At 29.2% G+C, this 13,607-nt stretch carries 12 protein-coding genes; 11 read left to right on the top strand and 1 reads right to left on the bottom strand.

Annotated elements, in window-relative coordinates; translation table 11 throughout:
- Nucleotides 1-136 precede the first annotated feature (136 nt).
- Nucleotides 137-646, top strand: coding sequence for a flavodoxin family protein (locus tag QMG30_RS11710; protein ID WP_281815558.1), 510 nt, complete (start codon nt 137-139; stop codon nt 644-646).
- Here QMG30_RS11710 and QMG30_RS11715 read toward each other — a convergent pair.
- On the bottom strand, nt 593-1,309 hold the full coding sequence (locus QMG30_RS11715; RefSeq protein WP_281815561.1) for an SOS response-associated peptidase: 717 nt from the start codon (nt 1,307-1,309) through the stop codon (nt 593-595). The genes QMG30_RS11710 and QMG30_RS11715 overlap by 54 nt on opposite strands.
- A 320-nt stretch (nt 1,310-1,629) precedes the next feature.
- Between QMG30_RS11715 and polX the strand changes: the two genes are divergently transcribed.
- The 10 genes from polX to QMG30_RS11765 all read left to right on the top strand — a co-directional run bounded on the left by polX (nt 1,630) and on the right by QMG30_RS11765 (nt 13,441).
- Nucleotides 1,630-3,336, top strand: a complete 1,707-nt coding sequence (gene polX / locus QMG30_RS11720; RefSeq protein ID WP_281815562.1) for a DNA polymerase/3'-5' exonuclease PolX — start codon at nt 1,630-1,632, stop codon at nt 3,334-3,336.
- Between the two features lie 149 nt (nt 3,337-3,485).
- On the top strand, nt 3,486-4,046 hold the full coding sequence (locus tag QMG30_RS11725) for a ferritin-like domain-containing protein (RefSeq protein WP_281815563.1): 561 nt from the start codon (nt 3,486-3,488) through the stop codon (nt 4,044-4,046).
- 22 nt (nt 4,047-4,068) lie between these two features.
- Nucleotides 4,069-4,365: a hypothetical protein gene (locus QMG30_RS11730; protein ID WP_281815564.1), complete on the top strand. Its 297-nt coding sequence runs from the start codon at nt 4,069-4,071 to the stop codon at nt 4,363-4,365.
- Between the two features lie 461 nt (nt 4,366-4,826).
- Entirely contained in the window at nt 4,827-5,288 is a 462-nt protein-coding gene (locus QMG30_RS11735; protein ID WP_281815565.1) for a DUF6323 family protein, read from the top strand.
- A complete protein-coding gene (locus tag QMG30_RS11740; protein WP_281815566.1) occupies nt 5,288-6,595 on the top strand; it encodes a DUF6179 domain-containing protein in 1,308 nt (435 codons plus the stop codon). Before QMG30_RS11735 ends, QMG30_RS11740 begins: the two co-directional genes overlap by 1 nt.
- Nucleotides 6,596-6,871: 276 nt before the next feature.
- Nucleotides 6,872-7,237 carry a Na-translocating system protein MpsC family protein gene (locus QMG30_RS11745; protein WP_281815567.1) on the top strand — a complete coding sequence of 122 codons (366 nt, stop codon included), beginning with the start codon at nt 6,872-6,874 and terminating at the stop codon, nt 7,235-7,237.
- 127 nt (nt 7,238-7,364) lie between these two features.
- The gene (locus QMG30_RS11750; protein WP_281815569.1) at nt 7,365-9,290 is read left to right on the top strand and encodes a DUF4914 family protein; all 1,926 of its coding nucleotides are present in this window, start codon (nt 7,365-7,367) and stop codon (nt 9,288-9,290) included.
- 10 nt (nt 9,291-9,300) lie between these two features.
- Nucleotides 9,301-10,548: an L-lactate MFS transporter gene (locus QMG30_RS11755; protein ID WP_281815570.1), complete on the top strand. Its 1,248-nt coding sequence runs from the start codon at nt 9,301-9,303 to the stop codon at nt 10,546-10,548.
- 318 nt (nt 10,549-10,866) lie between these two features.
- Nucleotides 10,867-12,291, top strand: a complete 1,425-nt coding sequence (pyk, locus tag QMG30_RS11760; RefSeq protein WP_281815571.1) for a pyruvate kinase — start codon at nt 10,867-10,869, stop codon at nt 12,289-12,291.
- A 190-nt stretch (nt 12,292-12,481) separates the two neighbouring features.
- Nucleotides 12,482-13,441: a sugar-binding transcriptional regulator gene (locus QMG30_RS11765; RefSeq protein WP_281815573.1), complete on the top strand. Its 960-nt coding sequence runs from the start codon at nt 12,482-12,484 to the stop codon at nt 13,439-13,441.
- Nucleotides 13,442-13,607 lie beyond the last annotated feature (166 nt).

Below are 13,607 nucleotides of genomic sequence, written 5' to 3' on the forward strand. Positions count from 1 at the left end.
ATTTATTGTGGCCAATGATAGATACCTGTTTTTTGCTATGGGAATTTGTAAGAATTGAAGCTTAGGTTTTGTTTTATTGACAAGTATTTTTTTGATATATATGTTAATAATAGAAAAAAGAGAGGTGGATATATTAATGGATAATGATAAAAAATTAGTAGTGTTTTATTCTTTACAAGGAAACACCAGATTTATTGCCGAGGAAATAAAAAAAAATATTGGTTGTGATTTATTGGAAATCAAACTGAAAAAAAATATAAAATCTAAAGGTTTCATGAAATATTTAATTGGGGGAATTCAAGCTATAACTAATAAAAAACCTGAGTTGCTACCATATGAAATTAATCTAGATGATTACAAAACAATAATTATTGGTACACCTATATGGGCAGGACATTTTTCACCAGCTATCAATTCCTTTTTATCAGAAAATGAAATAAGGAATAAAAATATTGCCGCATACTGTTGCTTTGCAGGTAGTGGTAGTGGCAAAGCATTCAAAATACTAAAGGAAATATTGCAAGATGATAATACATTTATTGGAGAACTGGAAATTCAAGATCCATTAAAAACTGATAAAGATGGAGTTTCTCTAAAAGTTAATAAGTGGTTGGATAAGATTATGAACAAATCGGTTAGTGCATAATGGATTATCATTTTTAGGTGAGTTTACTAAACTGGATACTTCTATTGCTTGCATCTCATCAGTTTTATATGGTTGCAATAAAGATTTTAAATAAATTGAATCTTTGATCTGAGGATTTAACCAGTTTTTCTCATCTTTTTTATTAAGGATTACAGGCATCCTATTGTGTATGGAAGATATTAATTCATTAGGAGATGTTGTTAAAATTGTACATGTACTTATTTTTTCTTTTTTTTCAGTATAATATATGTTGTATAGTCTAGCCATACAAAAAAGATTCTTGTTTTTTAGAGTAATGAACATGGGTTTTTTATTGGTTCCATCTTTCTTCCATTCGTAAAATCCATTAGATAATATTAAACATCTTCTACTTATAAAAGATTTTCTATACGCAGGTCTATTATCTATTGTTTCACTTCGGGCATTAATCATTTTATAATTGAATTTCACGTCTTTTGACCATGAAGGAATGAATCCCCATTTTAAATAGCCTATTCTTTCATTAATACCATTACTTATAACAGAAAGGACTTGTTGACTTGGAGCAATGTTATACCGTGGTATATAGTCAAGTTGGGACTTAATATTTTCAATATCGAATCTACCCTTTAGAATATCAACAAGCATATTATAATCTAAAGTTAAAACAAAACGACCACACATAATAATCCTTCTTTCAATATAAAATAAATTTATTTTCATTATATTATATCAAATAAAATGACTTCTAAACAAGGAGTTTAAAGAAATTGATATAAAATATAATCTATACTAAGAATAGTATCTATCCTTAAAGGGGGAAAATATAATAATAATAAACTATTAAACTTGTGTGTTATATAATAATATTTCTAGTAATATTGATTGAATCTATCAAATGTGGATATAATAAACTGATAAAATACTTATATTATTGATTCTACTTATATAATTAAATTTCATATTGAAATTAGAATCATATAACAGTTAGCGGGTGGATGAAAATGAATAAAAGTGAAGTAATTAAAATCCTTAACGAGATAGGATTATTATTAGAAATAAAAGGTGAAAATTTTTTCAAATCCAAAGCATATTATGATGCTGCAAAAAAACTAGAAGTAATACAAGATGATATAGATACATTAGTACAAGAAAATAGATTATCAAGTATAAAAGGTTTTGGAAAAGCACTTACAAGTAAAATTACAGAACTTGTTACTACAGGTGAACTGCAATATTATAATAGATTAAAAGAATCAATTCCACAAGGACTAATAAAAATGTTACGTATACCTGGATTGGGTCCCAAGAAAATTATGACTATTTATAAGAATTTCGGTATAAGTACTATGGAAGAGTTAAGAGAAGCTTGTGAGAAAGATAGATTACTTGATTTACCAAGATTCAGTAAAAAAACTCAAGATAAGATTCTAGAAGGAATAGAGAATTATAATAAATATTCAGAACAATTTCATTATCCTATTGGTGAAGTATTAGCACAAGAATTATTAGATCAATTAAGAGAAAGTAGTTTAGTTCTAAGATGTGAAATTGCTGGAAGTCTTAGAAGAAAAAAAGAAATATTGAAAGATATAGATTTATTAGCAAGTAGTAATAAACCTAATGAAGTAATGGATTTATTTACTTCACATCATTATGTAAAAGAAATAGTTAACAAGGGAGAAACAAAATCAAGTGTGGTACTTCAAAATGGTATGAATGCAGATATAAGAGTCGTTAAAGATAGTCAATTTCCTTATGCACTTCATCATTTTACTGGGAGTAAAGAACATAATACAGCTCTTAGACATTTAGCCAAAAAGCAGGGAATCAAAATTAATGAATATGGTATGTTTAAAGATGATGAGTTGATTATATGCCATAACGAGGAAGATATTTTTAACGTATTTGATATGCAATATATTGAACCTGAATTAAGAGAGAACTATGGAGAATTACAGGCTGCAAAAAAACATATATTACCATGTCTAGTTACTGAAAATGAGTTGAAAGGTGTTTTTCATGTTCATACTGATTATAGTGATGGAAATGCATCCATTGAACAATTAGTTAGGGAATGTATTAATAGGGGATATGATTATTTGGGTATAACTGATCATAGTAGAACAGCTATTTATGCAGGAGGGATGACAGTAGATGATGTTAGGAGGCAACATGAAGAAATAGATAAACTCAATGAAAAATATAAAGATTTTCTTATTTTGAAAGGTATTGAATCAGATATTCTTCCAGATGGTAGTCTTGATTATGATGAAGGGATATTGAGTACTTTTGATTTCATAATAGGTTCTGTTCATAGTGTATTTAAAATGGATGAGAATAAGATGACGGCAAGGATATTAAAAGCAATATCCAATCCATATATGAATATATTAGGGCATCCAACAGGAAGATTACTCTTAAGTAGGAAAGGGTATAAGATTAATATGGAAGAAATAATAAAGGCATCAATTGAAAGTGATGTTTACATTGAAATTAATGCTAACCCCTATAGATTGGATCTGGATTGGAGGTATATGAAAAAGGCAAAAGATAGGGGTGGTAGATTTGTAATATCCCCTGATGCGCATAGCGTTAAAGAATTTGATTATATGAGATATGGCATTAATGTTGCCCGTAAAGGGTGGTTAGAGAAAAAGGATATAATAAATACTTTAACAGTAAACGAAATTGTTAAATGTTTTAACTAATATTTGTAATATATTTTTAACCTTATCAGGTAATTCTTTTAATAACTTGTCTCTGCTGAACATTGAAGTTGAGTTAATTATAACTGTAACATTGTATTAATAAAATAAAGTATGTTATAATATATACAAGACATTAGGAGATGATTTACATGAAGAAAATGAGATGTTTAATATGTGGAATGATTATAAATGAGAAAAATTATGATAGAAATAGTTCATCATTTATAGATAAAAATACGGATAATAAAATAATAAGATGTCCATTTTGTGGAGTTACTGAAGAATACCTCAGTGATGATGAAAGTTATATAGATCTTGATAAAAGAGATTTGGATGATAAAACTAGAAAAATACTAGATATAGGTATGAAACTTGAAATGTTCAACAGTGAATTCTATGCAGAAGCAAGTAAACAAACCAATAATATGGAATTGAAGAAAATGTTTCAGGACTTGAGTAATGTTGAAATGATGCATGCGAGAGTTCATAAGAATTTTGGTGGGTTTGAACAATTACCGATACTTAGAAAAATGGATTACACTAAACATAATACAGATGAATTGTTATTTATAGAAGCAAATAAAAGAGAAAAACATGCTGTTGAATTTTATGAACGTTATTATAATCAGGTCCCTGAAGCTTATAAAAATATATTTAGAGCTCTAGCAGATGTTGAAAAAGAACATATAACCATAACACAAGGTGATTAAAATACAATGAGGAGGGGTAAAGTTGAGCATTGTTCTTTATGTGGTTGGTATAATTGTATTAATTATTTCATTTATTACTGGATTTAGAAGTGATCAATTATTATTATTTATTATAAGTGGTTTTCTTTCATCAATAATATTTTTTGCATTAGGTAAAATAATTGATAACCAAGAAGAAATAAAATATTACATAAAAGTAAATATGGAATCACCCAAGAAAAGCTATCTTTCTAAATCAGATAAGAAGGTATGTAGTAGTTGCCATAATGAATATGATGTTCATCAGAAGTCATGTCCATACTGTGGAAATAAGGATTAAATGTAAACTTACAGACTTGTAAGGTTGTACATATATTTGTAAGTCAAATCAATGTTTTAAGTTACTGGTAATTGATATAATGGGTGTATGTTATTACCAAAGGGGGAATGAACATGATTAGGAAGTTATTTAAATATGGATTACTATCCTGTTTGTTATTATTCTTGACATACTTAACTATAAGAATATTAAATAGTGATTGTGTAGATAAGGAAAGTTAAATTATAGATAAAATTTAATAAGGGTATTAATGAAAAAAAAGTATGTGAGGAGCATACTTTTTTGTTTTATACAATTAAGTATATAACGAAAAAATATATTGACATTCTTATATAAACGGGATATAATAAAATTTAGATTTAATTTTGATAATCCACATAATAACTCAACTATACTGTATCATATTTCGTTTGTTTTGTCAAGTTATTTTTTACTATAAATTTTTTAGGAGGTATATAATTATGAATCTACCAGTTATTATGACAAAAAGTTCAATAAATAAACAAGTTAATAAAATAATGAAATTGAATAAAGAAACTGCTACCTATGGGTTAAAACTTTCGAGGCAAGAAATTATACAAGTACTTGAAGTCAGAAAGGATTTGCTAAGAGGTTATGGGCGTATTGAGATTGGAACAGATGTTATCGATAAATTAATTAAAAGTTTTTATACTTCTGCTTATATACAACAAGATAGTTACTCAACGACTTTAATGGAATTACAAGAAATATTTTATTATATGAAAAATGAAACAGAAGATAATCTAAGTGACGATGAAATAATTGAAACTTTGAAAGATTTTTTTGAAAATTATTGTAAGGGTTCTATTGAATTATTGCAAGGAAGAGAAATCGAATCATTTTCTAGAAATCAACGAATTAGAAATCAAGAGAACGACTTTTTTAAAGGAGAATATTTTTAATGGATAATGATCTAATAATAAGATATATACAAAACAATAATATGGAACTATTAAACATATTAAAAAGGTTGATTGAAAAATATACTTTCGGTGAAAGTTCATCAATAAAGGTTGAAGTAGCAGAGAGTCTACTTGCGTCTATTAATTACTCTATTGATGCCTATTTTGATAAGTTTTCTGAAAAAGAAGGAGTTATAGTTTTACAGAATCATGGGCTAGAGCAAGTTTATGATATTGGGTTAGGTGAAGTAAAAAGATGTTTGGAACAATGTAAAACTTTATATAAAGAAACTATAGACAATAAATTGGATATTGAAGTACAAGCTTACAATGATACACTAGAAAATGCAATACCATATTTCCTTAAATATTATAATTGTATATTTTCAGCTCATGAAACAATGTGCTGTATAGATTATCCTCTTGCCATAGATGATATGAATGTTCAGGGCGCTTATTATATAAAAGAATATCTTGAAAAAATAATTGTTGAAACAGAATTCTGTAGATATTTTTATGAAGAATTGGATGATTTATTAAATAATTATGGAATAATAAATAAAATGAATTATAAGGAAGAGTTGTTCAATGTATTTGAACTTGTCATTAATAATTATGTTTTTTCTATTATTGCTAATAAAGGGATAATAACCACCAGAATTAATGAAGATGATTATGAAGTAATAGTTGAGAAGTTGTATAACATGAATATTACTGAGTTACAAGAATATGTAGATAATATATTTAGAACTATTATCGGTACTTTAAAGATTAATAATGATGATCTTATCAATTATATTGATATGTATAAAAATATCTTTAAAGAAAGGCTCATTTCAAATATCAACCATAGTAGTCTAAAATATATGATTGTAACAAATGATGTACAATCCATAGAAAAAATCAATCTACTGGATGTAAACAATAAAATGGACGATGACGTATTCAGAGAGTTGGTTGAGAATATAAAACATTGTCCTAGTGTAAAAGATATAACTAGTCTGATTAAAGCTAATGTAAGTTCATTGATCGATTTCGTAGATATATTAAAATCTGATTGTCTTTTCGAAAAAGAAAATTACTATACAGTTTTTGATATATTAGGTAATCTAGAATTAGCTATCTTAGGGAAAATGGTATATAAAGAACAGTTGATGTATAAGGATGATATAGATATTTTATCTTATCAATTAAGTGATGATAGTGAAGAGTGGCAAATATACTATAGAGAATATATATATAATTTAGATAAGAGCAGAATCATAGATGTTGAATGGTTGATAAGAAATTACAATATAATCATATAGAAATCAAACAATATAAGCATAATAATATGTTATTAGATACAAACAAAAAAATATTAAAGAAAGAGTTATCGAAAGGGTCAAAAGAATAACTTGAGTATGGAGAAAAGTAAAAAGCAATTGCAAAACGAGTCACAATCATGCAAGTGAAAAATAAAAAACTTGCATTATTTTGATTATTATGTTATCATCTTAAGGGAAAACGCAAATGGAAGGGTTAGAGATGGATTAACCAGCTTGAACCAAGCCGATAGCGTGGAATTTGATGGGAGATTATTTATGACAAAGGGACAGAAGGAAGCTAAAATTTGTGAAGTAATTACTCGATTTGAAGCTGAATATATGGGAAGAGGCCCTAAAAGAATTAATGCAAAAATAATGGATGATGTTATTTTTGTAAGGCAATGGGGATTTTTGACATTAGCTGAGGAATCACTTGCAGAGACTAATGATGGAACAGAACTCATTAAGAAGGTTCGTTCACGTCTTTTTGAAAAGGTTAATACTAGATTTAGGAATTCTATAAATGAAGTGATTGACTCAAACATTATTAGTATTCACTCAGATGTAAGTACAATAACAGGAGAGAAGATTATTGTTGTGACATTTGATGAAAATATTGAAGAAAAGTTTTTTGGTAATTAAAAAACAGAATATAGATCATTGGAAGACAATTAAATGGTTTTTAACCAGTTAAAAGTAAGCCAATATTCACTATTATAATTAGTGGATATTGGCTTGCTTTTTTATTTTATAGGAAATATATGACTGAATGAATATCCAAAAAATAAAAAGACTTAGCAAAGGAAAGGGAATGTTAGATATTATGAGCTCATTTGATGTAACTAGGTTTAAAGTTAATGAAGACGTTAGAAGCATATTGAATTCAGCTTCAAAAGTGATTGTACCAAGAAATAGAGAGCATCTGCTAGATTTAGCTACTGGTGGAGGACAATCAGTATTTAAAGTTAATTATTTTATTGACGGAATTGGTTTAACGCAAGAAGCTACGGTAACTAAATGTAAAAATGGATTATCTGTCAATTATCATGAAGAGTATATGAGAAGGCGTGATCCAGATTGCATGGTTATCGGAGATAATAAAAATACAGACAAAACAAGATACAAAGAAAGATTTAATGAGGATTTTGACGGCGTAAGATTAGAGACTTATGTATGGTTGAAAAATCAAGAACTAATAGTAATGCCACTTATTGCTGGAGATGATGAATATGGCTCTCCAACACTACTTATCTGTCCTGTTAATGCTGCCTTTTTTGCAGGGGGGCTTGCTGATCTACAAGGATTTATACCAGAAGAGAAAATAGATCAGAAATTTGAGCCTAAGGCAATAATATATTTAGCTCCACCTTTTAGACATACACATTTTGATGGTAAGCAAGTTGTTGTCCATAATAGACTTGACGATATTCATGAAATCTTTTCATTCAATTTATATCCAGGTCCAAGTGCGAAAAAAGGTATCTATGGTGTTTTACTTAATATAGGTGAGTTGGAAAGTTGGACAACTGTTCATGCATCAACAGTAAAAGTAACCACACCATATGATAATTCATTGATTATCATGCACGAAGGAGCTAGTGGTGGTGGTAAAAGTGAAATGATTGAAGAAGTGCATAGAGAAGTAGATGGAAGTATATTATTTGGGGAAAACACAGTAACTAATGAACGTATATATCTTGAAATAGCAGATACATGTGAGTTGAATCCAGTGACTGATGATATGGCTATGTGTCATCCTGAACTACAAAATAATAATAAATTAGTTGTTAAGGATGCGGAAGCAGGCTGGTTTTTGAGATTTAATCATATTACAGAGTATGGGACTTCTCCACAGCATGAAAAACTGTGTATACATCCAAAAGAACCTTTGATATTCTTGAACATGGATGCGTCTCCTGATTCTACGATTCTAATATGGGATCATATTCAAGATGCTCCAGGGAAACCTTGTCCTAATCCAAGGGTAATAATGCCAAGAAGTTTTGTTCCAGAAGTTGTTTCAGAACCTGTTGAAATAGATGTACGTAGCTTTGGTGTTCGAACACCAGCATGCACAAAATCGGATCCGACTTATGGTATTATTGGGTGTCTGCATATATTACCACCTGCATTAGCTTGGATATGGAGACTAGTAGCACCAAGAGGTCATGCTAATCCTAGTATTACCGATTCAGAAGGTATGACTAGTGAAGGTGTAGGTTCATATTGGCCATTTGCTACTGGTAAAATGGTAGATCAAGCTAACTTATTGTTAGAACAGATAATTAATACACCAAGTACAAGATATGTCCTTATTCCGAATCAGCATATTGGATCTTATGAAGTTGGATTTAATGCACAATGGATAGCGAGAGAGTATTTGGCTAGAAAGGGCAGTGCAAAGTTTAAACCAGAACAAATTGTAGAATCACGTTGTTCACTACTTGGTTATTCTTTAAATAGATTAAGAGTTGATGGTTATAATATTCCTAAAGGGATTTTACAGACAAACTACCAACTAAGTGTAGGTGAAGAAGCATATGATCAAGGTGCCAAAATATTAAAACATTTCTTTGAACGTGAGCTTGCTAAGTTTAATACAGATGAATTGCTCCCACTCGGAAGAGAAATCATAAATTGTTTTATGAATGATGGTACAGTTGATGATTATATAAAATTAATATCAATGAAATAGGAGTATATCTATGAATACCTTTAAAAAAAGTAGTACAAATAGTTCAACAAATCATTATAAATACAAAAGATGGATGTTTGTTATTCTAGGGATGATAATGTTTATGTGTCTAGGAACAGTATATTCATGGAGTGTGTTTAGAACCCCCATAGAAGAGCAGTATCAGATTGATGCTACTTTGAGTGGTTTACCATATTTAGTATTTTTATTAGGGTATACAGCATCTATGGTGATAACTGGTAAATTGATTGATCGCTTGAATCCTAAACTTATGATTTTAATAGGTGGTATTATGGTAGGATTAGGCTGGTTTCTATCAGGTATTGCAGTATCCTTTAATATGATTATAGTTTCATATGGTGCAATATCAGGTGCTGGTGTTGGTATTGCTTATGGACCACCAATAAAAGTCATATCAAGTTGTTTTACAAAAAAACGTGGTGTAGCTATAGGATTATTACTTGCAGGATTTGGCCTATCACCTTTAGTAACAGCTCCGATAACAAAAGCTTTAATCAATCAAATAGGCGTTAATAATACGTTTAAAGCTGTGGGTATTTTTTTCTTAATAGTGATACCTTTGATAGGACTATATTTTGAAAAGCCTGCTAGTCAAAAAGAAGATATTAATGATGAATCGAAAGTTGATAATAATAGTACTCATGAAGTTAGCATTCTAAAAGTAATAAAAAATGCTAAATTTCAAGGATTGTGGCTATGTTTTGTTATTGGTGCTTCTGTTGGACTAATGATTATTGGTATCTCAAGCCAAATTGGTGAAGAGTTGTTCGAAATTGATTCCAATACAACAGCCTTCCTTTTATCCATTTTTGCGATTTTTAATGCAATTGGGCGACCACTTTTTGGCTGGATTACAGATAGATTCACTCCCTTTATATCTGCTATGACATCATTCATACTTATTTTTATTACAGCAGGTCTAATGTACATGACCAAAGATTATACAATCTTAATATATATAATAGCACTATCGGTGCTTTGGATGAATTTGGGTGCATGGCTTTCAATAGCACCAACGACTGTAGCCATGTATTTTGGTGAAGCCAACTATAGTCGTAATTACGGTGTTTTATTTACTGCATACGGTATAGGTGCAGTAATAGGAACACCTTTGGCAGGTTTTATTAGAACACAGTTTGGCAGCTATCAATATATCTTTTTGCCTATAATGATTATGGCGATCATAGGTATGTTTATAGCTCTGCTAACACTCAAACCTAAGTCTAAATTAAATTAAAATAGAAACATTGTTCAGCAATTTTGGTTTTATGCCCCTTGATCCCAATGCAATGTAATAGTAAATAACTATTCTATAGTTGAAACTGGGATAAATAAAAACTTGAATGTTTTCCTTCTCAGCATATTCACGAATAAGTTGTTGCTACATGCAATTGGATGCGAAGTTATTAATAAAAAACAATCAAAATTCAATATAATTTTGGAAATATATATTATTTACAAATAGTAATTATGAAGGTATAATACAATGGGCAAGAATTTTTTTAATATTTTAGTAAAATTAAATATATTTTTTTAAATAAATTAGGAGGCCTATATGTATAAAGCAAAAACAAAGATTATTTGTACGATTGGACCTGCCAGTGATAATAAAGAAACTATTACTGAGCTTGTAAAGAATGGACTTAGTATTGCTAGACTCAATTTATCTCATGGAACGAAAGATTACTATAAAAAAATAATTAGTATAATAAAAGAAGTAAGAAATGAGTTAGATGTTCCAGTTGCTATATTAATGGATACAAGAGGTCCAGAAATAAGAACAAAAAATTTCGTAGGTGGGCAACTAAAATTAGAAGTGGGACAAGAAATAAAAATATTCAATGGTAGTTTCGATGGAACAAAAGAAGGTTTTTGTATTACTTATCCTACACTATATAAAGATGTAAAAATAGGGAGTAAAGTTCTTATTGATGATGGATTAATTGAACTTGAAGTATTAGAAGTTAACACTAAAGAGCAATCTATAAAATGCATTGTGAAAAATGGTGGCATTGTAAAGAATAAGAAAGGTATTAACGTTCCCAATGTAGATGTTAATTTGCCTGCGATTACAGAAAAAGATAAAGAAGAAATATTGTACGGACTTGAAAACGATATCGATTTCATAGCAGCCTCATTTATAAGAAAAGATACAGATGTTAAAGGTATAAGAAAATTCATTGATGATAATGGCGGTAAAGATGTAAAAATAATTTCTAAGATTGAAAATCAACAAGGTGTAGATAATATCGATGCTATTATTAAAGTATCAGATGCAATAATGATAGCTCGTGGAGATCTAGGAGTGGAGACACCAACAGAATTAATACCGATAGTACAAAAAATGATCATTGATAAATGTAATCAAAATGAGCTTCCTGTTATTACAGCTACACAGATGCTTGATTCTATGATAAAAAACCCAAGACCAACTAGAGCAGAAGTATCAGATGTCGCTAATGCGATAATCGATGGAACTGATGCAATAATGTTATCAGGTGAAACAGCTGCTGGATTATATCCAGTAGAAGCAGTAAAAGTAATGAGTAAAATTGCTTATGCTTCCGAAAGCATGGATGATCATGAGCAAAGAAATATTTGTAAAAAATCACAGACTAGTATTACTCATGCAGTTAGTTATTCGGCTTATACTACTGCAATACATCTAAGAGCAAAAGCAATAATATGTCCAACTTATAGTGGTAATACAGCAAGAATGATTTCAATGTATAGACCTGACGTAAGAATAATTGCAGTTACCAGTGATAGGAAAGTTAGGCGCCAGATGCAATTATTATGGGGTGTCACACCTCTATATCTAAAACAAGAAACATCAACAGATATCTTATTCTATAAATCCGTTATTATGGCAAGAGAATTAGGAATAGTCAATTCGAAAGATACAGTTGTAATAACTGCTGGGGTTCCACTTGCAGAAGGTAGTAAAACTAATTTAATGAAAGTTCAAATAGTAGAATAATTATTTTCCCACCTTAAAATTAACTTATACTAATTAAAGTTTTAGTATACATAGGTAATGATAAGGTGGGTATTTTTTCATTCATTTTGTTTGTTTTTACCAAAAAATGTTGATTGAGCTATAGACCAGTTGTTTTATCTATGGTAATATTATTATGAAATGACATTAATTTATTGCTTGGAGGCATCTTATGAGAAATCAAATCAACTTATTAGTTAAAGTATCGAATATGTATTATTATGAAAATTTAACTCAATCTGAAATAGCTAATGCTTTATATATTTCTCGTTCAAAGGTTTCAAGACTGATTCAAGAAGCTAGAGAAAACGGTATTGTAGAAATAATTATTCACGGACCAAATGAAAGAAATACTTATTTAGAAGAACAACTAAAGAAAAGGTTTCATTTAAAAGATGCTCATGTGTTATTAGGATGCAATATTGAGACAGATCAGATGTTAAGTGGTATTGGAACATTAGCTAATGAGTATGTTGACTCATTATTGAAGCCTAATACAATTATAGGCATATCAAGAGGAAAAACTATGAAAAATGTTATTAACACTATTTCTCCAAGTAAGAAGATTCCCATTACAGTAGTTCAATTAGTTGGTTCAACCAATAGCAATGATCCTAGTATTGAAGGCCCAGAAATAGCTAGACAATTTGCTAATGCTTATGGAGGAAGTTATTATTATTTATTTACTCCATTATTTCTTGAAGATAAAAATGCAAGAGAAGTCCTAATGAAGACAGTAGCTGTAGCTGAAACATTAAATTTATCTGAAGCAGCTAATATTATTCTTACAGGATTAGGTTTCCTATCAGCTGATGACCTAAGCCTTCTTTGGAATGGTTTTTTAGAACAAGAAGAGATATTTAATCTTCGTTCAAAAGGAGCAATAGGGCATATTTGTGGCTATTACTATGATATTAACGGTAATATTATTGATACCAAAATTCATAAAAGCATTATTGGGCTTGATATAAAGAAGATAATCAAAAAAGAATATGTAATAGGTGTTGCTGGAGGAGCATCCAAGATAAAGTCTATTTATGGTGCTTTAAAAGGAGAACTAATCAACGTACTTGTAACAGATGAAAAATCTGCACTTAATGTTATAACTATGGATTCATATGGTTCCATTTAGTTAATTGACTGTTCTATATAACTATGCTAAATAAAATTAGCAGTAGTATATTCATAAATTGTTATTTATTCATTTTTTATGGCTCTTAATGGTACAAGTTATTGATAATAAATTCAAATATAATATATACTACTTTCTTAAATGAAGGTAGTTTTTTTATTAATTA

The sequence above is a fragment of the Vallitalea longa genome, from assembly GCF_027923465.1.
Classification (GTDB): domain Bacteria; phylum Bacillota; class Clostridia; order Lachnospirales; family Vallitaleaceae; genus Vallitalea; species Vallitalea longa.

Bases quoted from the DNA above. Each gene is read 5' to 3' on its own strand.
- QMG30_RS11755 (WP_281815570.1), top strand. From the start codon at position 9,301: ATGAATACCTTTAAAAAAAGTAGTACAAATAGTTCAACAAATCATTAT.
- QMG30_RS11745 (WP_281815567.1), top strand. From the start codon at position 6,872: ATGACAAAGGGACAGAAGGAAGCTAAAATTTGTGAAGTAATTACTCGA.
- QMG30_RS11740 (WP_281815566.1), top strand. From the start codon at position 5,288: ATGGATAATGATCTAATAATAAGATATATACAAAACAATAATATGGAA.
- QMG30_RS11710 (WP_281815558.1), top strand. From the start codon at position 137: ATGGATAATGATAAAAAATTAGTAGTGTTTTATTCTTTACAAGGAAAC.
- QMG30_RS11725 (WP_281815563.1), top strand. From the start codon at position 3,486: ATGAAGAAAATGAGATGTTTAATATGTGGAATGATTATAAATGAGAAA.
- pyk (WP_281815571.1), top strand. From the start codon at position 10,867: ATGTATAAAGCAAAAACAAAGATTATTTGTACGATTGGACCTGCCAGT.
- polX (WP_281815562.1), top strand. From the start codon at position 1,630: ATGAATAAAAGTGAAGTAATTAAAATCCTTAACGAGATAGGATTATTA.
- QMG30_RS11765 (WP_281815573.1), top strand. From the start codon at position 12,482: ATGAGAAATCAAATCAACTTATTAGTTAAAGTATCGAATATGTATTAT.
- QMG30_RS11735 (WP_281815565.1), top strand. From the start codon at position 4,827: ATGAATCTACCAGTTATTATGACAAAAAGTTCAATAAATAAACAAGTT.
- QMG30_RS11715 (WP_281815561.1), bottom strand. From the start codon at position 1,309: ATGTGTGGTCGTTTTGTTTTAACTTTAGATTATAATATGCTTGTTGAT.
- QMG30_RS11750 (WP_281815569.1), top strand. From the start codon at position 7,365: ATGAATATCCAAAAAATAAAAAGACTTAGCAAAGGAAAGGGAATGTTA.